Annotated in this window: 20 protein-coding genes; 13 read left to right on the top strand and 7 right to left on the bottom strand. The window is 59.7% G+C overall.

The window, feature by feature from the left end; translation table 11 throughout:
- Nucleotides 1-35 precede the first annotated feature (35 nt).
- Complete coding sequence (locus DWA01_RS14665; RefSeq protein ID WP_114286550.1) at nucleotides 36-242, bottom strand: cold-shock protein; 207 nt, start codon at nucleotides 240-242, stop codon at nucleotides 36-38.
- 218 nt (nucleotides 243-460) lie between these two features.
- Between DWA01_RS14665 and DWA01_RS14660 the strand changes: the two genes are divergently transcribed.
- The 3 genes from DWA01_RS14660 (at nucleotide 461) to DWA01_RS14650 (ending at nucleotide 2,499) form a co-directional block, all read left to right on the top strand.
- On the top strand, nucleotides 461-1,003 hold the full coding sequence (locus DWA01_RS14660) for a PhnA domain-containing protein (protein ID WP_235008563.1): 543 nt from the start codon (nucleotides 461-463) through the stop codon (nucleotides 1,001-1,003).
- Nucleotides 1,004-1,239: 236 nt separating this feature from the next.
- Nucleotides 1,240-1,530, top strand: coding sequence for a hypothetical protein (locus tag DWA01_RS14655; protein WP_114286548.1), 291 nt, complete (start codon nucleotides 1,240-1,242; stop codon nucleotides 1,528-1,530).
- A gap of 447 nt (nucleotides 1,531-1,977) precedes the next feature.
- On the top strand, nucleotides 1,978-2,499 hold the full coding sequence (locus DWA01_RS14650) for a hypothetical protein (RefSeq protein ID WP_136057760.1): 522 nt from the start codon (nucleotides 1,978-1,980) through the stop codon (nucleotides 2,497-2,499).
- Nucleotides 2,500-3,005: 506 nt separating this feature from the next.
- Here DWA01_RS14650 and ettA read toward each other — a convergent pair.
- The gene (ettA, locus tag DWA01_RS14645) at nucleotides 3,006-4,661 is read right to left on the bottom strand and encodes an energy-dependent translational throttle protein EttA (RefSeq protein WP_114286546.1); all 1,656 of its coding nucleotides are present in this window, start codon (nucleotides 4,659-4,661) and stop codon (nucleotides 3,006-3,008) included.
- Between the two features lie 644 nt (nucleotides 4,662-5,305).
- Between ettA and DWA01_RS14635 the strand changes: the two genes are divergently transcribed.
- Both DWA01_RS14635 and dacB read left to right on the top strand, forming a co-directional pair.
- Nucleotides 5,306-5,902 carry a nicotinate-nucleotide adenylyltransferase gene (locus tag DWA01_RS14635; RefSeq protein WP_114286573.1) on the top strand — a complete coding sequence of 199 codons (597 nt, stop codon included), beginning with the start codon at nucleotides 5,306-5,308 and terminating at the stop codon, nucleotides 5,900-5,902.
- Nucleotides 5,903-6,030: 128 nt separating this feature from the next.
- Nucleotides 6,031-7,557 (top strand): D-alanyl-D-alanine carboxypeptidase/D-alanyl-D-alanine endopeptidase, encoded by a 1,527-nt coding sequence (dacB, locus tag DWA01_RS14630; protein WP_114286544.1) that lies wholly within the window; start codon nucleotides 6,031-6,033, stop codon nucleotides 7,555-7,557.
- A 193-nt stretch (nucleotides 7,558-7,750) separates the two neighbouring features.
- Here dacB and DWA01_RS14625 read toward each other — a convergent pair whose 3' ends face one another.
- A complete protein-coding gene (locus tag DWA01_RS14625) occupies nucleotides 7,751-8,194 on the bottom strand; it encodes a tellurite resistance TerB family protein (RefSeq protein WP_114286572.1) in 444 nt (147 codons plus the stop codon).
- Nucleotides 8,195-8,287: 93 nt separating this feature from the next.
- On the opposite strand from DWA01_RS14625, the gene DWA01_RS14620 reads away from it, so the two are divergent.
- The 4 genes from DWA01_RS14620 to DWA01_RS14610 all read left to right on the top strand — a co-directional run bounded on the left by DWA01_RS14620 (nucleotide 8,288) and on the right by DWA01_RS14610 (nucleotide 12,907).
- Nucleotides 8,288-9,865 carry a lysine--tRNA ligase gene (locus DWA01_RS14620; protein ID WP_114286543.1) on the top strand — a complete coding sequence of 526 codons (1,578 nt, stop codon included), beginning with the start codon at nucleotides 8,288-8,290 and terminating at the stop codon, nucleotides 9,863-9,865.
- A gap of 87 nt (nucleotides 9,866-9,952) precedes the next feature.
- Nucleotides 9,953-10,375, top strand: a complete 423-nt coding sequence (locus DWA01_RS14615; RefSeq protein ID WP_114286542.1) for a DUF4864 domain-containing protein — start codon at nucleotides 9,953-9,955, stop codon at nucleotides 10,373-10,375.
- A gap of 240 nt (nucleotides 10,376-10,615) precedes the next feature.
- The gene (locus tag DWA01_RS23965) at nucleotides 10,616-10,969 is read left to right on the top strand and encodes a hypothetical protein (RefSeq protein ID WP_336470008.1); all 354 of its coding nucleotides are present in this window, start codon (nucleotides 10,616-10,618) and stop codon (nucleotides 10,967-10,969) included.
- Entirely contained in the window at nucleotides 10,970-12,907 is a 1,938-nt protein-coding gene (locus DWA01_RS14610) for a glycosyl hydrolase family 28-related protein (protein ID WP_336470007.1), read from the top strand. It abuts the gene before it with no gap.
- 162 nt (nucleotides 12,908-13,069) lie between these two features.
- On the opposite strand, the gene DWA01_RS14605 is transcribed toward DWA01_RS14610, so the two are convergent.
- The 3 genes from DWA01_RS14605 to DWA01_RS14595 form a co-directional block, all read right to left on the bottom strand.
- A complete protein-coding gene (locus DWA01_RS14605; RefSeq protein ID WP_114286541.1) occupies nucleotides 13,070-13,558 on the bottom strand; it encodes a HugZ family pyridoxamine 5'-phosphate oxidase in 489 nt (162 codons plus the stop codon).
- A 169-nt stretch (nucleotides 13,559-13,727) separates the two neighbouring features.
- Nucleotides 13,728-14,555, bottom strand: coding sequence for a hypothetical protein (locus tag DWA01_RS14600; RefSeq protein ID WP_114286540.1), 828 nt, complete (start codon nucleotides 14,553-14,555; stop codon nucleotides 13,728-13,730).
- A 241-nt stretch (nucleotides 14,556-14,796) separates the two neighbouring features.
- Nucleotides 14,797-15,669 carry a type IV pili methyl-accepting chemotaxis transducer N-terminal domain-containing protein gene (locus tag DWA01_RS14595; protein WP_114286539.1) on the bottom strand — a complete coding sequence of 291 codons (873 nt, stop codon included), beginning with the start codon at nucleotides 15,667-15,669 and terminating at the stop codon, nucleotides 14,797-14,799.
- Nucleotides 15,670-16,095: 426 nt separating this feature from the next.
- Between DWA01_RS14595 and DWA01_RS14590 the strand changes: the two genes are divergently transcribed.
- Nucleotides 16,096-16,842 (top strand): gamma-glutamyl-gamma-aminobutyrate hydrolase family protein, encoded by a 747-nt coding sequence (locus DWA01_RS14590; protein ID WP_114286538.1) that lies wholly within the window; start codon nucleotides 16,096-16,098, stop codon nucleotides 16,840-16,842.
- Nucleotides 16,843-17,017: 175 nt separating this feature from the next.
- The gene (locus DWA01_RS14585) at nucleotides 17,018-17,335 is read left to right on the top strand and encodes an antibiotic biosynthesis monooxygenase family protein (protein WP_114286537.1); all 318 of its coding nucleotides are present in this window, start codon (nucleotides 17,018-17,020) and stop codon (nucleotides 17,333-17,335) included.
- Between the two features lie 190 nt (nucleotides 17,336-17,525).
- Here DWA01_RS14585 and uvrB read toward each other — a convergent pair whose 3' ends face one another.
- On the bottom strand, nucleotides 17,526-19,703 hold the full coding sequence (gene uvrB / locus DWA01_RS14580; RefSeq protein WP_114286536.1) for an excinuclease ABC subunit UvrB: 2,178 nt from the start codon (nucleotides 19,701-19,703) through the stop codon (nucleotides 17,526-17,528).
- A gap of 88 nt (nucleotides 19,704-19,791) precedes the next feature.
- Here uvrB and DWA01_RS14575 point away from each other — a divergent pair, with 88 nt between their 5' ends.
- Both DWA01_RS14575 and DWA01_RS14570 read left to right on the top strand, forming a co-directional pair.
- Nucleotides 19,792-20,112, top strand: a complete 321-nt coding sequence (locus tag DWA01_RS14575) for a DUF1801 domain-containing protein (protein ID WP_235008561.1) — start codon at nucleotides 19,792-19,794, stop codon at nucleotides 20,110-20,112.
- Between the two features lie 201 nt (nucleotides 20,113-20,313).
- The gene (locus DWA01_RS14570) at nucleotides 20,314-20,625 is read left to right on the top strand and encodes an ETC complex I subunit (protein ID WP_114286534.1); all 312 of its coding nucleotides are present in this window, start codon (nucleotides 20,314-20,316) and stop codon (nucleotides 20,623-20,625) included.
- The last annotated feature ends 15 nt before the right edge of the window (nucleotides 20,626-20,640 follow it).

Raw genomic sequence — 20,640 nt, 5'->3', positions numbered from 1 at the left:
GTGGGCGGGGCCCCAAGGCCCTGCCCGGAATTCGCTTATTCAACAGCCAGGTTGATCGCAGATTCACGACCGTCACGACCAGCTTCGATATCGAAGGTCACGACGGCGCCATCTGCAAGACCAGTCAGGCCGGAACGCTCGACTGCGGAGATGTGTACGAATACATCTTTGGCGCCGCCCTCAGGAGCGATGAAGCCGTAGCCTTTAGTTGTGTTAAACCATTTTACGGTGCCGTTAGCCATCCGTCTGTTCCTTATAATCATGCTGCCCACAGGGTTGCGGCAGCCTGGCAATGTCAGTGCAAGATCGAGTGCCTGGTCGCCTGTAAGGTTAGACAGAGGTCGATAGAGATAACGTCGCTGAGCCCATATGAGCAGGTAATTTTTGTTTGGCAAGGGTTTTTGGTGGCGCGAATTCCCCGTTGTCGCTAGGACAGGGCGGAATGATTTCGGAGGATATTATGGTTGATTTGGTAGCGCTTGAGACACGTGCAGGTGGCATTTGTGAACTTTGCGGCGGCACTGAAGGCCTTTCGGCGCTGGTGGTTGCCCCAAGGGAAGATGCGGCGTTTTGCTGCGCCATCTGTGCCGCACAAATCGGCGGAGAGACACCCGATCTGAACCACTGGCGTTGCTTGCAAAGCGCGATGTGGTCCGAACATGCTGCGGTTCAGGTTCTGGCCTGGCGCATGCTTACGCGTTTGAAATCAGAGGGTTGGGCGATTGAATCTCTGGATATGCTCTATCTGGAACCCGAGGTGCAGGACTGGGCCGAAGCGGCGGGCATGGAGGTGATCCACCGCGACAGCAACGGCGTGGTGCTTGCCGCCGGCGATACTGTGGTTCTGATCAAAGACCTTCCAGTAAAGGGAGGCGGCTTTACGGCAAAACGCGGCACAGCAGTGCGCGGAATCTCTCTGGTGGCTGACAATGCGGGCCATATTGAGGGCCGGGTCGAAGGTCAGCGCATCGTTATCCTGACCGAGTTTGTGAAAAAGCGCTGAGCCGCGCATATTGTAGCATTTGTACAAAACACAGGCTGGATTTGTACAAATCAGAAAAATTTGAGGAGCGCGCGGCAGTTTTCTGCTTTTGCGCTCCTTTTTTGTGAGCGAAATGCGGGGGTTCCGACGCCAGGGCCGCCGGATCGGGTCTGCAGGCGAAAAAAATAGTATTTTCGACGGAACATGGGTGGCGCACCGTATTAACTCGCATCGGCAACCCGAAACGGAGCTCCCAAATGCGCTTGACCCTTTTAGTGATTCTCTTCAGCGGCACCGCAACTTTTGCCGACGATGACCCCAACCGGCCGACCGGTCTGATCGCGGCTGACCTGGGTATAGAGCAGGCGCAGTTCATTGAATGCTTCCGCCCGGTCCGGCCTGCCGGCGACAAATTCCCCTCAGGTGAGCTGCAGCGCAGAAACAAGGATCTGTTGTTGCCCTGTCTTCAGGCCGCAAATTCCGCGATCACCAATGATGCGCTGGATCGGGTGATGGACAAATATCGCCCGGAAGGTGCCAACGGCTAAGGCCGGCGCATCAGGCTGACAAGCCGCGGAGGCTGCGCGCTGGTCGCCCGTTCGTGGGAACGTCCGGACGGGATCACCAGTGATGCATCTTTTCGGCACTGTTGTAGTCTTTGCCCGCCCCGGCTGTCGCCCGGCAGCCAAAGGACGGCACTGAACAGACCGGATCCGGGTCGGCCGCAAACTCTGTATCATACAAGTGCCTGAAACCTACCCGAACAGATGGGTCAGCCCATCCGGAAGGAGGGAGGACCTCACCGCCAGAGCCTCTGTTATTTCAGCCTGCAATCCCCAGTATAGAGCGATCAGAAACGGCACGACGGGAATGGGGACAGAACTATGATCAAACTGGCATTTGGTAGACTGGCCACCAGGATGAAGTGGCGGGTTCGTGGCTCAGGCGGGGGGCGGTTCCCGCAGGTTTCTGCGAGCAAGATATTGGAGAATACGATGGATGGCGCTGGCTTCCACGACTTAAGCAAAAGCGACAGTGGTCAACCTACAGGTCACCGGCCCTATCCTCCCGTTCAGAAGATGTTGGAAAAATATGACCGGCTGAGCGACCCGGATATTCTGATGAACCGCCCGGTTCTTCTGGTGAGCGCCTGCACTCAGGGGCATCCCGATCTGACAGGCTGGCTCGAGGCGCTGGGATCAGAAGTTGCGGCGACAACCGACCTGGATCTGGCGCTGGACGCCCTTGCCGAAAATCCCAGCGCCTGGGGTCTGCTCGTGGTGGTGATGGATCATCTGGCGTGCGAGGATGCGGTGGTCGAAACACTGCTGCTGGTGCGCACGGTGAAACGTGACCTGCCGGTGATCCTGGCCTCACAGTATTTCTCCCGCAATGATTTTTCCGTCAGTCGCAACTCGATCTGCGACGCGTCCCTGCGCACGCCGCTGAGCAAAACTGCCGTCGAACTGGCGGTCTATGCAGCGATTGAAAACAACCGGTTCCAGGGATTGCCCTAACTCCGAGTTGACCCCGGAATTTGGTTGGTCCGGCCTTCTGAAATGTGATGACAGCCAGGCTGGGGAGACTGGTTTACATCACGGATATTTTCCGTCGCACACAGGCGGAATGAGCAGAAGGCCGGGCAGGCGGCGGGTGTGTCTGGTACGCGCACAAGAAGCGGTTTGCTGAGAAAGGAATATCTGTTTTCGCACTCACGGAACAAGATATCTCCCTCCCCCGCCCCCCGTGGGAATGGAGGGAGCAAGCCACCCGCATCGCGCCAGTTGGCGCAGGATGCGGACGGCTGTTAAAATACCTGAGACCGCGGCGCGCACTTTATCGGGATGGCGCAGGCCTGAAAAATGCGTTCGCCTGGGAACCGGGCAACGTCACAGTCTTGTTGCACCCAGACAGTGACGGGCCTGCGACTATGTCTCTGGTCTCAGCTTAACAATACGAGAGCACGGCACAAAAAAAGGCGCGCAAAATTGCACGCCTTTTTCCGTTTGTCGCTGGTGGTTGCTTACCGCGAAAACTTTTTGAATTTGATGCGTTTGGGTTCCATCGCATCCAGACCAAGACGTTTTTTCTTGTCTTCTTCATAGTCTTCAAAGTTGCCTTCGAACCATTCCACGTGGGCGTCGCCTTCAAAAGCGAGGATGTGGGTGCAGATCCGGTCAAGGAAGAAACGGTCGTGGGAAATCACCACCGCGCAGCCGGCGAAATCCACCAGCGCATCTTCCAGCGCCCGCAGGGTTTCCACGTCCAGATCGTTGGTCGGCTCATCGAGCAGCAGCACGTTGCCGCCGGATTTCAGCAGCCGCGCCATATGAACCCGGTTGCGTTCACCGCCAGAGAGGATGCCGACTTTCTTCTGCTGATCACCGCCCTTGAAATTGAAGGAGGAACAATAGGCACGAGAATTCACCTCGGCGTCGCCCAAAGCGATGATTTCCTGACCTTCGCTGATCGCTTCCCAGACAGTGGCGTTGGCGCTGAGATCGTCGCGCGACTGGTCCACATAAGACAGTTTTACCGTGTCGCCGAATTCAACCGAACCGGCATCGGGCTGTTCCTGGCCGGTGAGCATTTTGAACAGGGTCGATTTGCCGGCGCCGTTGGGACCGATCACACCGACGATGCCGCCCGGCGGCAGCGAGAATTCCAGATCCTCGATCAAGAGCTTGTCGCCCATCGCCTTTTTCAACCCGGCAACTTCGATCACCTTGGAACCCAGCCGCGGCCCGTTGGGGATGACGATCTGGGCGCGGCCCACTTTGTCGCGCTCGGACTGGCCGGCAAGATCATTATAGGCGTTGATCCGGGCTTTGGATTTGGCCTGGCGCGCTTTGGCACCCTGACGCATCCATTCCAGCTCGCGCTCCAGCGTTTTCTGCTTGGATTTGTCTTCGCGCGATTCCTGGGCCAGACGTTTGGATTTCTGTTCCAGCCAGGCGGAATAGTTGCCCTCATAAGGAATGCCGGCGCCGCGGTCGAGTTCCAGAATCCAGCTGGTGATGTCATCGAGGAAATAACGGTCGTGGGTGACGATCAGAATGGTGCCTTTATAGTCCATCAGATGCTGTTGCAGCCAGGCGATGGTTTCCGCGTCCAGGTGGTTGGTCGGCTCATCGAGCAGCAGCATATCGGGCTGTTGCAGCAACAGTTTGCACAAAGCCACGCGGCGGGCTTCACCGCCGGAAAGATCATCCACCGAGGCGTCATCAGCCGGGCAGCGCAGCGCTTCCATGCTGACGTCAATCTGGGCGTCCAGATCCCACAGGTTCTGCGCGTCGATCTCATCCTGGAGCTGCGCCATTTCGTCGGCGGTCTCGTCAGAATAGTTCATCGCCAGCTCGTTGTAGCGCGCCAGAATGTCCATTTTGGCCTGCACGCCCAGCATCACATTGCCACGCACATCAAGGTTTGTATCGAGCACAGGCTCCTGCGGCAGATAGCCCACAGTGGCACCTTCGGCCGCCCAGGCTTCGCCGGTGAACTCTTTGTCGATGCCGGCCATGATGCGCATCAGAGTGGATTTACCAGTGCCGTTGACACCAACCACACCGATTTTTACCCCGGGCAGGAACGAGAGGCGGATGTTTTCAAAGGTTTTCTTGCCGCCGGGATAAGTCTTGGACACACCGTCCATGTGATAGACGTACTGATAAGCTGCCATTGGAGATGCTCCGAAAGGAATGATTTGTTGGAGGCGGTGATAAACAAAAGGCTGGCCGGGGGCAATGCGGCGATGTCTTTGGCCGGAAAAATTGATCGCCCGGATTGCAGTGGCTGCGTCCCGCGGCAGAGGGCTGCGCTCGCATCATATGCTCCGGCGCGCGCAGGGTGAGACAGCGGCCGAAAAACGCAAAGGGCAGCGGCTGGCCGCGGGTGGCAGGCAAGCGCCTGCCCGTGGGGGCGGCCAGGCGCTGCCCGGCGTGCCACCGGGCGGGGTGTTTTCCGGGTGAATCTTTCACCCAACAAATCGGCATGTGCGGGGTGGACCGTTTTTGGACTGCCAACATTGGATATTTCAGGCTCCCGGCAAAATCCCCGGCAATTGAGCGGGCCTTAGCGCCAAACGCTGAGGGCAGCGTCTGGCCGCGGGTGGGAGCAAAGCGCCCGCCCATGGGGGCGGCCAGGCGCTGCCCGGCGTAGTGCCGGGCGGATTTTTCCGGGCGCGATCTTTGCGAAGGCAGTTCGAATGCGTCGGGTTAGTTCGCAATGTTGTCGCATGTAATGATTTCTCATTTTGGGCGCAGAAGAGGCCGAACCGCATTTCTCGATTCCAATTCATCAAAACAATGCGTTATGCAGGTGCACATGCGGCACGAAATTCCATATGCACGGGCGGGGCAGGCCATTGGCCTGTTGGGCGGATCCTTTGATCCGGCGCATGAGGGGCATGTGCATATCACCCGTGAGGCCTTAAAACGGCTGGGGCTGGATCAGGTCTGGTGGCTGGTCAGCCCGCGCAACCCGCTTAAGTCCCGGGGGCCGGCGGTGCTGGGACGGCGTCTGGCGGCAGCAAAAAAACTGATGCAGCATCCAAGGGTAAAGATCAGCGATTTTGAAACGCTGATGGGCACACGCTATACGGCGGACACGCTGCGGGCCTTGCAAAAGAGCTATCCGGGCGTGCGTTTTGTCTGGTTGATGGGCGCGGATAATATGGCCGGACTGCACCGTTGGGGCAACTGGCGCGCGATCATGGAGCAAGTGCCGGTGGCGGTGATTGCACGGCCTGGAGAGCGCACCGGCGCACGCGCCTCCAAAGCGGCGGCTATCTATGCCGGGGCCCGCCTCAAGGGGCGCCGGTCCGCGCTGCTGGCGCAAAGCGACGCCCCGGCCTGGTGTTTTCTCAACATTCCGATGTCAGACTCCTCGTCAACCCGGATCCGGGCCCGCGGCGACTGGTAGCGACCGGTCGCGGCTGTTCGCGATTGACAGCGGTTTCTTGCGACTCGCAGTTCTGAGGGGCAGCGACATGCTTGCCCGCTGCCCGGCCATCCGGCTAGGCTCAGAGTGTGTATTGACGAGGGTATCTGATGGTTTCACGGCGTTCCTTTTTGTCTTCTGTTCTGGCGCTGCCACTGCTGGCCAACGCGCCGGCGGCCTGGGCTGACCTGAAGCGCGCGCCGCGGCCGGTGCTGCGGCCTGGCTCGGCGCTCCCACCCGCGATCCCTGGGCTTGATGAACTGATCCGCGCCGCCGCGCTGGGCGGAGACATCAGCTTTGCCGTGGCGGATGCCGCTACCGGCGCGGTGCTGGAATCCCACGCCGGGCAGAAAACCATGCCGCCGGCCTCGGTCGCCAAAGCGCTGACCGCGCTTTATGCGCTGGACACGCTGGGCGCGGATTTCCGTTTTACCACCCGGTTGCTGGCCACCGGGCCACTAAAAGACGGGGTGATTGAGGGCGATCTGGTGCTGGTGGGCGGCGGTGATCCGACGCTGGACACCGATGCGCTGGGCGATATGGCGGTGGCCCTGAAACGCCTGGGCGTGAACCGGATCAGCGGCCGGTTTCTGGTTGATGCGCGCGCCTTGCCCTGCGTGCATGAAATCGACCCTGATCAAAGCGATTATGCCGGTTACAATCCGGCGATCTGCGGTCTGAATCTGAATTACAATCGGGTGTATTTTGAGTGGAAAAAAACCGGCACAGACTACCGGCTGACGATGGATGCGCGCGGCGTACGTTTTAAACCGGCGGTGAAAATCGCCCGTATCCGCATCGATGAGAGGCGCACGCCGGTGTTCACATGGGCGGATCGCCAGGGCGGCGACGACTGGTCTGTGGCGCGCCGGGCGCTCGGCAAAAAGGGCGGCCGCTGGTTGCCAGTGCGCCGGCCCGAACTGTATTGCGGTGAAGTGTTCGCCAGTCTCGCCCGCGAACAGGGCATTGCTCTGAGCGAAGCGCAGGTCCGGCTTGCCCCGGTTCAGGCACAGGATACGGGCGCCGGTCAGGGGCGCGAATTGCTGGCGCACAGGTCTGAGCCGCTGGCGGTGATCCTGCGCAATATGTTGCGCTATTCTACCAATCTCACCGCCGAAGTGCTGGGGCTGACGGCGACACGCGCCCGGGGCAGAGTGGTGCGCGGATTGAAAGCGTCCTGCCGGGAAATGAACAGCTGGGCGCGGCAAAAATATGCGCTGCGCCAGATCAAATTTGTCGATCATTCAGGGTTGGGCACCGCCTCACGGATTTCGGCGCAGGACATGGTGCGGGTCCTGGCGCTGGGCGGCCCGGAAGGCGCGCTGCGCCCGATGCTGAAACCGCTGGCGTTAAAAGACGCCAAAGGACGACCGGTGAAAGATCACCCGATCCGGGTTGAAGCCAAAACCGGCACACTGGATTTTGTCTCGGCGCTGGCGGGCTATGCCCGTGGGCCGGACGGGCGGGCGCTGGCTTTTGCGATCTTCAGTGGCGATGTTGAGCGGCGGGCAGCGGCGCGGCTGATTTCCCGCGATGCAAGGCCAGAAGGGGCCAGAAGCTGGAACCGGCGCGCCCGCAAGTTGCAGCAGGCACTGATTGTACGCTGGGCCGGGCTGTATGGCGGCAATGCGGGCTGAGAGGAACGCAGACAGCGGACAACGATGGCCGGCTGCAAAACAGGAAAATAGGAAAACAGGAAAGCATGGGAACCGGCGGTCCGTAAATCAGGCAACCGCCACACAGGCGGAGGGCCGAGCGGGCGGCTGCACTCACCAGAGAAGTCACGGCGGGCGGCCGCAAAGCGCCGCAGCCGCCGTTGCACCTGGTTGCTTACAGAGTCGCGCGGCGCGCGCCGGCGGCACGTTCAATCGCGGCGGCCGCCAGCCGGTCGATTTTCAGCTCGTGGCGGATCTCTTCGAGAATACGCAGTTCTGCCACTTTCAGCTGCCCGTCCGCAGCGGCCACATCGCAGGCCAGCACATAGGCGGTTTCATACAAGTGTTCCGGCAGATTGTCCCGCACGAGGCCAAACATCGCATCCAGCCCGTCTTCTTCAGTAAACAGCGCCAGCACGTTCTGCGACACCCGTGAAATGCGGTCGATATCATACTCTGCAAACACCGGCAGGTGATTCACATTCTCATCAATGGTCAGCAGTTCGGCGGTGCGAATGTTCTCATCGGAGGCCGAAACAGCCATCATTACAGCGATCAGACAGTCTTGTGGGGTCCAGGAATGGGGAATTTCGGTCACGGGGGCGCTCCTTGGGCTCATTTCCACCGACATTATTGACCTGAAGCCGCCCCCGCAATAGGTAGCAAGACTTGTTGGGGCACGGGGCCCCGGACCAAAGCGAAAGAAACCGATATGTCTGATCTGACCGACGCCGCAATGAGCTCAAAAGCCTGGCCATTTGAGGAAGCCCGTCGTCTGCTCAAACGTTTTGAAAAACAGCCGCCCGAGAAGGGTTATGTGCTGTTTGAAACCGGTTATGGCCCCTCGGGTCTGCCCCATATCGGCACCTTTGGCGAAGTGGCGCGTACCACGATGGTGCGCCGCGCCTTTGAAGTCATTTCCGATATTCCGACCCGGTTGATCTGTTTTTCCGATGATATGGACGGCATGCGCAAAGTGCCGGGCAATGTGCCTGATTCAGACTCGCTGATGGAGCATATGCAAAAACCACTGTCAGCGGTGCCTGATCCCTTTGGCACCCACGACAGCTTTGGCGACCATAACAATGCCATGCTGCGCCGCTTCCTTGACCGGTTTGGTTTTGACTACGAATTTTATTCGGCGACCGAGTTCTATAAGTCCGGTCAGTTTGATGCGGTTCTGTTGCGCGCTGTCGAGAAATACGACGACATCATGGACGTGATGCTGAAATCCCTGCGTGAAGAACGCCGTGGCACCTATTCGATTTTCCTGCCGATCCATCCTGAAACTGGCCGGGTTCTCTATGTGCCGATGAAATCGGTCAATGCCCAGGACCACACCATTACCTTTGATGATGAAGACGGGCGCGAGTGGACGCTGCCGGTGACCGGCGGCAATGTGAAACTGCAGTGGAAGCCGGATTTTGGTGCCCGTTGGGCGGCGCTGAGTGTGGACTTTGAGATGTATGGCAAAGACCATTCCACCAATACGCCGATCTATGACAAGATCTGCCGCATCCTGGGGCAGCGCGCGCCGGAGCATTTCACCTATGAACTGTTCCTCGATGAAGGCGGCCAGAAGATCTCCAAAACTTCCGGCAACGGTATTTCGATTGATCAGTGGCTGACCTATGCCTCGGCGGAGTCGCTGAGCTATTTCATGTACCAAAAGCCCAAGACCGCGAAACGGATGCATTTTGATGTGATCCCGAAAGCAGTGGATGAGTATCACCAGCAGCTGCGCGCCTATCCAGGCCAGGATGCTAAGGCAAAGCTGAACAACCCGGTGTTCCACATCCATGGCGCAGATGTGCCCGCTTCCAACATGGTGGTGCCGTTCTCGATGCTGCTGAATCTGGCTTCTGTGGCCGGTGCAGAAGAAAAAGACCATCTCTGGGGCTTTATCCAGCGTTACGCGCCGGAGGCTTCGGCCGCGACCCACCCCGATCTCGACCAGGCCGCGGGGTTTGCAATCAGCTACTACAATGATTTCGTGAAACCGGCAAAAACCTACCGCCTCGCCACTGAGCTTGAACGTGAAGCGCTGCAGGACCTTCTGGCGCGGCTGAAAGCGTGGGAAGGTGAGGCTGACGGGGATGCGTTGCAGAGCGAAGTGTTTGCCTGTGGCCGCGAACGGTTTGACCCGATGCGCGACTGGTTCAAGGCGCTGTATGAAGTGCTGCTTGGTGCCAGCCAGGGGCCGCGTTTTGGCGGCTTCATCGCGCTTTACGGCGTGCAGGAAACCGCAGTTCTGATCGAACGTGCACTGGCGGGCGAATTGGTCGCGTAATTATCTTTCGCGACCGATCTGGCCGCGGAACATTGTCTAACTCCTTCTGCGGGCTACCTTTATGGTACGCTCACAGGAGGGGAATATATGAAACATCTGATATTATGTTTTATTCTTGCGTTGGCGCCACTCACCGCCACTGCGCAGGAGAGCACGATCACCACCGCACAAGAGGACACGATCGCTGAGGCGATTATGGGCCAGTTCAATGCGTTTGAAGCCGGAGATATCGACAGCGCCTTTGCCTATGCGTCACCGGGTATTCAGGGTTATTTTTTGACCGCTGAAAACTTTGCCCGCATGGTGCGGACCGGGTACGGGGTGATGTATGAAAATGAAACCGTGCAACTGACGGATCAACGTCAAAGTGGTATTCTGGTGATCCAAAAAGTGTTGGTGATTGACACCCATAGGGTGCCGCATGCCTTTGAATTTGAAATGATCGAAACCCGTCACGGCTGGAAAATTAACGGCGTGCACCGGCTGGCGGCGCCAGCATTCGAACTTTAGAACCGCGCCCGGCCTGACAGATGGACGGCCTGACAGATAGACGGGCTGACAGACTGGCCGGCGTACGGTCAGGTAACGGTGCTTTCAGCGCCCGTATGATAATTTTTTCCGCGTCCGGCACGTTACCGGCGAATTCCAACAGAGAAACAAAGGTTTGAAACGGGACGCCGCAGGGGTCCGGTCCCAGGAAACCGCGGGCCAGGATCAGAGCGGGGGTCCGGGGATGCGGAAAGGGATCGGATGAATAAGGCAATTACCGACGGGTTGGTGTTTATGCCGCCCGCATTTGCACTGGGGTTGACCCAGTGGTCCTCAGAGGATGGCACACCAGGTTCTGCCACATGGGACGGCGCGGGAAACGCAGCGCTTGTGCCGGCGGATACGGATTTCGCCGGGGCGCTGGAGATCCAGAAAAACGACAGTATCACCAGCCTGCGCTATATGGGGGAAACGACGGTGTTGCCGGGCTGTTACCTGCAGGTCACCGCCCGCGTGAAAGCTGTCAGCGGCAATCTGCCATCGGTGCGCATCGCCGCCTGGGCGGGGGACGTTGCCAATGCCAATGTGCCCGGCGTGGTGCAGACCGGGCCTTAGGTGGCGCTGACCACTTACGGTGAGGTGGTCGAGATCCGCGCCATTATTGGCACCGGCAGCCGGGGCGGCGTTGATATGCCCTGGGGGCTTGCGGCGGTTTACGGCCATTTCGGGCTTGATCTGACCGGGGCCAACGGCGGCGTGATCCGCATCGACGATATTGAAATTGAAGACATCACCAGCGCCTTTCTGCGCGACAGTATGGACTGGGTTGATGTGCGCGATTATGGCGCGCTGGGCGACGGCATTTTCGACTGCCACGCGGCCTTTGTTGCCGCCGACAATGAAGCGAACGGGCGCGATATCCTGGTGCCGGCGGGCACGTATCTGATCGGCGACACTATCACGCTGCAAAACCGCCCGCGATTTGAAGGCCAGCTGAGCATGGCCGACAGTGATCAGTTTCTGCTGCGCCAGTCCTATGATCTGGACACCTATATCAACGCCTTTGGGGATGAGGTCACCGGCTTTAAAAAAGCGTTCCAGGCGCTGCTGAACTTCACCGACCATGATGCGCTGGATATGAACGGGCGGCGGCTTGAGCTGGACCAGCCGCTGGACCTGTTCGCCATTGTTGGCAATAAATCCACCTTTGAAGTGCGCCGGGTGCTGCGCAACGGGCAGTTTAACCTGCAGGCGGACAGCGCCTGGGACGACGAGGTCGCCACATCTTCCGGAAGTTATTCCACCAGCAATCCGACCCAGCTGAGCAATGTCAGCAACATCGCCAATGTCCCCGTCGGGGCCCGGGTCAGCGGCACCGGCGTCGGGCGCGAAGTCTTTGTGCGCGCGGTGAATGTCGGGGCGCAGACGCTGACACTGAGCCAGCCGCTTTATGGCGCGGCCTCCTCGCAGAGCTACACGTTCACCCGCTATCAGTATGTGCTGGATTTTTCCGGTTTTGCCAAACTGTCGCAATTCCAGGTCTCAGACGTGGAATTCCTGCTGAACGGCATCGGCTCGGGTATTCTGCTCTGTCCGGACGGGCAGACCTTTCATGTCAAAGACTGCCATTTCAAGAAACCAAAGGACCGCGGCATCAGCAGCCATGGCATCGGCTGCCAGGATCTGCAGATTGACCGCAGCCATTTCACCTCTAATGAATCACCCATTGCCAGCACCGCGCGCACGACGATTGCTTTTAACGTCAACGCCAATGACGCCAAGATTCGTGACAACCGGTTTCAGCATTTTGCCCATACCGGCGTGTTAAAGGGCAATGGCAGTATCTTTGTCGGCAACCACCTGTTTCAGGGCGATGACACCCCGGACGGGCCGCGCCAGGCCGGGCTGATTTTCACCTATCCCAACGTGAATTCCATCATCACCGGCAATTACATCGACAATGCCTCAATTGAATGGACCAACGAACATGACGCCACCCCGGATTTCAGCAGCGAGTTTTCCTTTGGCGGGTTGACGGTGACGGGCAATATATTCACCGCGATTGATGTGGCGTCCTGGTTCAGCTGGCTGGTGATCAAACCCTATGGCAGCGGTCACTTCATTCACGGGCTGTCGGTAACCGGTAATACGTTCAAAGCCATCCAGGGCAATATTGCCCGGGTCGATAAGCTGGACACGGAATACGCCGATCTCGAACACGGCTCCTGCCGCAATCTGGTGTTCAGCGGCAATACGTTTAACGGCGTCGATCAGCTGACCATCAACCCGGTGACGCTGGTGTTCAGCCAAAACAGCGTGGCGCAGAACTGGACGCTGGATGTGTCGGGCTATTTGCCATTCAACGGCTGGGCGCGCACGGTGGACAGTGTCATCAGCAAAGGCGCGGTCACCAATTCAGGCGGGGCGCGGGTGGATGGCATGCCCTATTTCACCGCCAATTATGGCAGCAATAACGACCAGGTTCAGCTCAGCTGGGAAGAGGCCTGCCAGGGCACGGTGGTGGTTACGGCGCGCAGCGACAACCCGGTCTGAGCGGGCCTGCCCGCTGCATTGACCTGACGCAGGGGGGCGCTTTGGCCGGTGCAATAATCCAGCGTATGGACTTGCTGACCAGAGGAGTGGACCTGGCCGCCGCGATGGTCCTGGTGCCGGCCCTGGTCCTGCTTCCGGGCTTCGGCGCATAGAACCGGCGGTTCAGGCGCTGGACAACAGATCATTGCGTGTTAGCTCAAACGCTTTGCCAAAGCCGCCATTCAGGGCGGCTTTGAGCAGGTCAAAACGCACAAAGCTGAAATCGTCAAAGTCCACATAAAGGCGCGATTTCGGGTGCTGTGCCAGATAGAGGTCGCGCAGGCGGGCATGGGCGGGATCATCGCGCGGGATGAAACTTGCCCGCGCCGTGAGCATCAGCCGCGCAAAGGCGAGCGGATCGCCCTTTTGCGCTGGCTCCCCCAGCAAAAGAGAACAGCGCGGCTGCTGGCGCAGCGCGCCGCTGTGAAAGGCCAGTGAAGACATCAGCGACAGCATGCCCGCCTCGGTGGCGGCAAATCCAATGCGCGACACATGGGGCGCACCGCTGCCGTCCACCACGGCGAGCGCGGCGGAACGTGCCTCGCGGATCAGCTTTTGCGCCACGGCGCGGGCGTTGTCATCGGTTGGCAGAATCGTGTTTTGTTTGTCCATATTCACAGCATATCAGCTTGTACGCTGGTACAAATGCGATAATTTCCCTGCGCCCTGCGCCCTGCGCCCTGCGCCCTGCGCCCTGCGCCCTGCGCCCTGCGCCCTGCGCCCTGCGCCCTGCGCCCTGCGCCCTGCGCCCTGCGCCCTGCGCCCTGCGCCCTGCGCCGGCTCAGAGCTGGTGGTACATTTCAATCAATTCGCCCAGCCGGCGCTGCATCGGATCAATGTCTTCTGCAATCTCATTCATTTTTTGCGCAGAGGGGGAGCGGCGCATGGCGATGGCATAATGTATGCCCACCCGGATCCAGTCCTGGGTGACAAAGCGGATCCTGGCATAGATTTCCCATGTCTGCGGATGCGGGATGCCGCTGGATTCCTGGCCAAAGACCAGCACGGTTGAATCGCGCTGAAACGCTTCTGTGGTGCGGCGCAGCGCGTCCTGGTTGGCGCTGCGCTCAATATCTGCGCGGATCAGGCAGGATTGCGTTGCCGCCTGTTCCAGCCGGGCCGACTGGGTCAGCACCAGCGCCACCAGGTTCAGATGTTCCTGCAGTGTCGGCGGCAGGTCATTGCCATGGGTGCTGCTGGTGAAAAAGGCGTTGGTGGCCGCCGTGAGGCGCGCGGCGGTGGCGGTGGCCTCATTCACATCGCCGTTGCTGGCGTTGCCGGCGGCGCTGATCCGGAGCACAAGTGGCTGCATGTCTTGCCAGACCGCGGCGATGCGTTCTGTGGCAGGTTTCTGATCCGGGCTGATGCGCTGCAGCTGCGCAAGTGTGCTGTCAAATTCGGCCCGGGCGCGGACCAGCATGTTCTGATGCTGCTCTGCAAAACTGTCGATGGCCATAAAACAGATCGCCCGGGTCAGGCGGTGGGACAGCGCGTTTTGTCTGCCGGCGAGCTCGGCGCGGGCCAGCCGGGTGTTTGCGTCTTCATTTGCGGTGGCGGCGCCTGGCAGGGCCAGCAGGCCGCACAGGGCGAGTATCAGGTGATGTTTCATTCTGCCGTTCCCTGTCTGAGTTGAAATTCGTCTCATGACCGGCGTGTATCCGTCTGACCGCGCGCAGCATGGGCAAAGTGGGGCTGCTTATCTTAACACATATTGCGTGTATATTCCCGTTTGCACGGGTAGCCCGGTTCTGAGGGCAGGGGCGCAGGGCCTGAAAACGCGGATCAGCCGGGCGCGGGCATAAAAAAACCGGCGCAGACTCTGCACCGGCCGGGATAATGTGTGACCGGGCTTACCGGGCGCGGTACATGGCGATCAGCGCCCGCAGATCCTTCAGCACCGGTTCGGTGTCCTCGGAGATGGAGGCCATCGTTTCCAGGTCCTGGGTGCCGCGCTGCGCCTTGGCAAAATAAATGCCCATCCGCACCCAGTCCTGCGATACTTCGCGCGACAGGGAGGCGATATCAGGGTCGCGCAACAGCGGCACACCCTGGGACTTTTTGCCATAGACCAGCAGATTGGCACCGGTCTGGAAGGCCTTGGCGGTTTCTTTCAGCCCGGTCTGGTTGGTGGTGACATCAATGCCAGCCTGAATCAGACAGGCTTCTTTGGCGGAGCGCTGCAACAACATGGCCTGATTGGTGGCAACCGCGATCAGTTTCAGCACCCCCTTCGCGTCCTCTGCAAGCCCCTCTGCCAGCGCCGGCGAATTGGCCATCGCATCGGAGGCCCGGGCCAGAGACCGGCCGAGCAGCGCCATTTCTGCGATATCGCTTGTGGTCGCATAGCCTTCAATGAGCACCCGGTCGATAATGGGGATCAGCGTGTCCCAGGAGCCGAACATTTCGTCCAGCGCATCCAGTTCATCCAGATCGGTGGCGGCCAGAATGCCAAGGCTGGGATCGCCGACGCTCAGAGTGTCCAGGTTTTCACTGAATTCCAATTTCGCCTGTTTCAGCATCTCAAGATGTTCCTGAGTGTAGCTTTCAATCGAGACAAAACACATGGCGCGGGACATGCGCTGGCTCAAGGCGTTTTGCATTCCGGTAAAGGCGGCCTTCGCATATCGCGACTGAGCTTCCTGTGCCTGTAATGAGCCGGCAAAGATCACGCCGGAAACCAGTGCGCTCAGCCCGGCACGCATGCATATTGAATGTAATTTCATTGTTTGCTTCCCGTTTTCATTCCCGCTGTCAGTCTCAGAGCCAGGGGTTACCAATTGTTTGACGGGGCGGAAGGCCGGTTCAGATCGCGGCTGTGTTTCTTTGTATAATTTAAATGGTTTTCCAATTTTGCATTGATTTTACGGCCTTTTTTCACTGTTCATTCCGACGCCTGATCCCACGGTGAATCCTGTGCCACAGCTGGCGATACGGTGTTTTTTGCCGCTGCGGGCGCTGTCCGGGCCTGGCGGGCGGCAAAAATCACCTCTCTGGCCGGCGTCCATGCACACCCGGCCGGAGTGATTCGCCGCAGGGAACCGGGTGGCTCGCTGGTCTCCGTAGAGTGTTTGCCCCGGCTACAAAATTGCGCTTGTCAGCGGAGGGGTGGCACGTTTAGATCCGGCTCAGCAACAGGGAAGGGCGACCCCATGGCCGCGATCATTGGCATCACCACACATGGCCGCGTTGAAAAAACGCTGCGCTGCGATCACTACGACGAATATTTCACCACCCCGGCGCAATATGTCGATGCGGTGCGCCGCGCCGGTGGTATTCCGGTGTTGCTGCCGCCGGGTGGCGAGGACCAGGACTGGGGTCCGGTGCTGGATATGCTGTCGGGGCTGATTGTCACTGGCGGTGCGGATGTGGACCCGGCGCGCTATGGCGGTGATGGGGATCACCCGGCGCTCTGGCCGCTGGACCTGGAACGTGAAAGAGCTGAATTCGTGCTGCTGCCCCAGGTGCTGGCGCGGCCGGAACTGCCGTCGCTGTGGATCTGTCGTGGCATGCAGGTGCTGAACGTCTCGGCGGGCGGCACGCTGTATGAACATATCCCGGATGTGCGCGATGCGTTTATCCATCAGGACGCCCGCGGCCTCTGGGTGCTGCAAGCAGTGGACGTCTGCCAGGAAAGCCGCATTGCCGGGATTATGGGCAGCCGTCAGATCAGCCCGACATCTGGTCACCATCAGGGACTGCGCGACATCGGGGCAGGGCTGCGCGTCGCGGCCCTGGCACCCGACGGGATTGTTGAAGCCATTGAGCATACAGAGCACCCGTTTTGCATCGGCGTGCAATGGCACCCTGAAGTCACCGCCGCGGGTGATCCGCAGCAACAGGCGTTGTTTGACGCGCTGGTTGCGGCCGCAGGCGGGGGCGACGACCAGCTGACCTGAAGCGCAGGTGTGTAACGGGCGGCGCGCCGGTTCAGACCATTGCTTGGGCGCGCCGAGCGACCAGCTCGCCCGGGCGCATGCCGGCCAGGGGTGGGAAAAATGGCGCAAGCGTTTCACCGGGCGCTGATTTCCGTGTTAGGCTGGGCATATAGCCAGCCGAAATCCGGAGGAGCCCATGTTGAAAATTACCCAGAACGCAGAGTGCCAGACTGTCATAACCACCTTTGAAACCAGCCCCGGCACCGCCCAGGATCTGATGGACGCGCTGCAGGACGCCTATGAGATGTTTGTCTCAAAACAGGCGGGTTTTATCGCCGCCGGGCTGCATATCAACGACGCCCAGACCCGGATCGCCAATTACAGCCAATGGGAGAAGCGCGAAGACTTTCTTGCCATGTTGCGCAGCGACGAGATGCGGGACCGCAACCGCCATATCAACACGCTGTGCAAAAGCTTTGAGCCGGTGATGTATGAGGTCGCCGGGGTGTACTGAGGCCGGGGCCTGGCGGAACGGGCGGGCCGCGGACAGCCTTCTTGTCGCCCGTGCGCTTTGCGCCCACCCTGGGGCAGGCGCAGATATACTTCTTACTGGCCCGCGCACTTGCACGGGCCACGCCCGACCTCCCCCACAAACGACACTGTGGAGGGCGCATCCGCTTCCTCCTGAGGCCGGCAGACAGTCCCTAAAACTTCTTCTCTGACTGCCCCCTGCGCGCCCGCGTGCCGCCTTTGCCTGCGGTGGAGCGCCCGCGTTTCACCGCCGATTTGACCACTGCTTCCACCGCGTATTGCCGCGCCATCGGGTCATCTGAAATCGCCAGATCCACCGCCTCCAGCCGTTTGACTTCGTCACGCAGACGCGCGGCCTCTTCAAATTCCAGGTTCTCCGCCGCTTTGAACATGTCCAGCCGCAGCCCCTCGAGATGCGCGGCCAGGTTGGCGCCGTGCAGCGGTTTCTCGATGGTGGCGGTGACCCGCGCCATATCCACATCGCCTTTGTAGAAGCCGCCCATCACGTCTTCGACGTTCTTTTTCACCGTTGCCGGGGTGATGCCATGTTCCAGATTGTAGGCGTGTTGTTTTTCCCGTCGCCGGTCGGTTTCGCCGATGGCGCGTTCCATCGAGCCGGTGATACGGTCGGCATACATGATCACCTTGCCCTCGGCATTGCGCGCGGCGCGGCCGATGGTCTGGATCAGTGAGGTTTCGGAGCGCAGAAAACCCTCTTTATCCGCATCCAGAATGGCGACCAGGCCACATTCCGGGATATCCAAGCCTTCGCGCAGCAGGTTGATGCCGATCAGCACGTCAAAGGCGCCCAGCCGCAGGTCGCGCAGGATTTCAATGCGTTCCAGCGTGTCGATGTCGCTGTGCATATAGCGCACTTTGATGCCCTGCTCGTGCAGGTACTCGGTCAGATCTTCGGCCATGCGTTTGGTCAGGGTGGTGACAAGCGTGCGGAAACCCAGGGCAGTGACCTTGCGGATTTCATCCATCACATCGTCGACCTGGCTGTCCACCGGGCGGATTTCGATCATCGGATCCAGCAGACCCGTGGGGCGGATCACCTGCTCAGTAAACACACCGCCAGCCTGTTCCAGCTCCCAGGCCGAAGGGGTCGCCGAGACAAACACCGACTGCGACCGCATAGCATCCCATTCTTCAAACTTCAGTGGCCGGTTGTCCATGCAGGACGGCAGCCGGAAGCCGTGCTCGGCCAGCGTGGATTTGCGCCGGTAATCGCCCCGGTACATGCCGCCGATCTGCGGGACGGAGACGTGGCTTTCATCAGCAAATACGATGGCATTATCGGGGATAAATTCAAACAATGTGGGGGGCGGCTCGCCCGGCAAGCGCCCGGTCAGGTAACGCGAATAGTTTTCAATACCGTTGCAGAACCCCTGGGCGTCCATCATTTCCAGGTCAAAATTACAGCGCTGCTCCAGCCGCTGCGCCTCCAGCAGTTTGCCCTCACCGTTCAGCTGCTCCAGCCGCAGGCGCAGCTCCTGGCGGATCGAAATAATCGCCTGCTGCAGGGTGGGTTTTGGCGTCACATAGTGCGAGTTGGCGTAGACCCGGATCTGTTCAAACGTATCGGTTTTTTCGCCCGTAAGTGGGTCGATCTCAGTGATCGCCTCCAGTTCATCACCAAAGAACGACATGCGCCAGGCCCGGTCCTCCAGGTGGGCGGGCCAGAGCTCGACCACATCGCCGCGCACCCGGAAGGTGCCACGCTGGAAGGCCGCGTCATTGCGCTTGTATTGCTGCGCCACCAGGTCGGCGATGATCTGGCGTTGGTTATAATCGCCGCCCACCTTCAGATCCTGGGTCATCGCGCCATATGTTTCCACTGAGCCGATGCCATAGATACAGGACACCGAGGCGATGATGATCACATCGTCGCGCTCCAGCAGTGAGCGGGTGGCCGAATGGCGCATCCGGTCGATCTGCTCGTTGATCTGGCTTTCTTTCTCGATGAATGTATCGGAACGCGCCACATAGGCTTCGGGCTGATAGTAGTCATAGAAAGAAACGAAATATTCGACGGCGTTCTCCGGGAAAAAGCTTTTGAATTCGCCAAAAAGCTGCGCCGCCAGGGTCTTGTTGGGCGCCAGAATGATCGCTGGGCGCTGGGTCTGTTCAATCAGCTTGGCCATGGTGAAGGTCTTGCCGGTGCCGGTGGCGCCCAGCAGAACCTGGTCGCGCTCGCCGGCTTCAATCCCCGCCGTCAGTTCCTTGATCGCGCGCGGCTGATCGCCGGCGGCGGTAAATTCGGTGTGCATCACGAACCGCTTGCCGCCCTCGAGTTTGACACGGGTGGCGACGTCCGGGGCAGGGGCGCTGAGGAAGGGCTGGTCCATTAGATCTCCGATTCTGCTGTATGATGTGTCCCCTTTTTGTTCTAATGCAAGGGCCCATCTGCCGTGGCCGTCAGAGATAGGATAAATGATGGAAATTTCAACCGCTCAGGCGTTGACGCTGCTGATTGAAGAGCTGGTTTGCGACCTGTATCCGGATGCGGCGCGGGTGGATAAATATGGTGGTGTGTTATTTGAAGCCGTCGCTGGCGATGCCAGCACTCAGGTCGGCGGCTATTTCATCTATTCCGCGCATATGTCGGTGGAGTTTTCCCATGGTGCAGGTTTTGACGACCCCGCGGGCGTGCTCGAGGGCAAGGGCAAATACCGCCGCCACATTAAGCTGCGCGAGATCGCAGATTTCCACTCCAAACAGCTGCCATACTACCTGAAACAGGCCTTCGGGAGCTGAGATGCGCGTGGGCGCTGCGTTGCTGCAGCCGTCGGTTCGGGCGGCATTGAACGCAATACGTGCTGGCAGGTGCCCGCTGGCGCGATATTTCCGCGATTTCTGCCCACTTAGCCGGCACAACCGCATGTCACGGTGTCTTTGCCACTTGCGCAACGCGCGCCGATTTCAGATAAACCGCATAGTGATAACAGGAGACAGCCGATGCGCGCCCGTATCTATCAGCCCTCTCGCAATGCGATGCAGTCCGGTGTGGCCAAGACCAAAACATGGATTCTGGATTATGGCCAGGCTTCGTCGCGTGACATTGACCCGCTGATGGGCTGGACCGCGTCCGGCGACACCCAGTCCCAGGTGCGCCTGAGCTTTGACAGCAAAGAAGCCGCACTGGCCTACGCCGAGGCCCATGGCATTGAGGTCACGGTGAGTGAGCCCAACAGCCGCAAGCCCATTGTCCGCGCAGGCGGCTATGGTGAAAACTTCGCCACCAACCGTCGGGTGCCCTGGACCCACTGATCCGCAGGCCTCTGG

It is taken from the genome of Candidatus Halocynthiibacter alkanivorans, from assembly GCF_003333265.1.
GTDB classification, from domain to species: Bacteria; Pseudomonadota; Alphaproteobacteria; order Rhodobacterales; family Rhodobacteraceae; genus Halocyntiibacter_A; species Halocyntiibacter_A alkanivorans.
The sequence above is the reverse complement of the archived record's forward strand: the minus strand, read 5'-3'. Positions and strand labels throughout refer to the sequence as shown.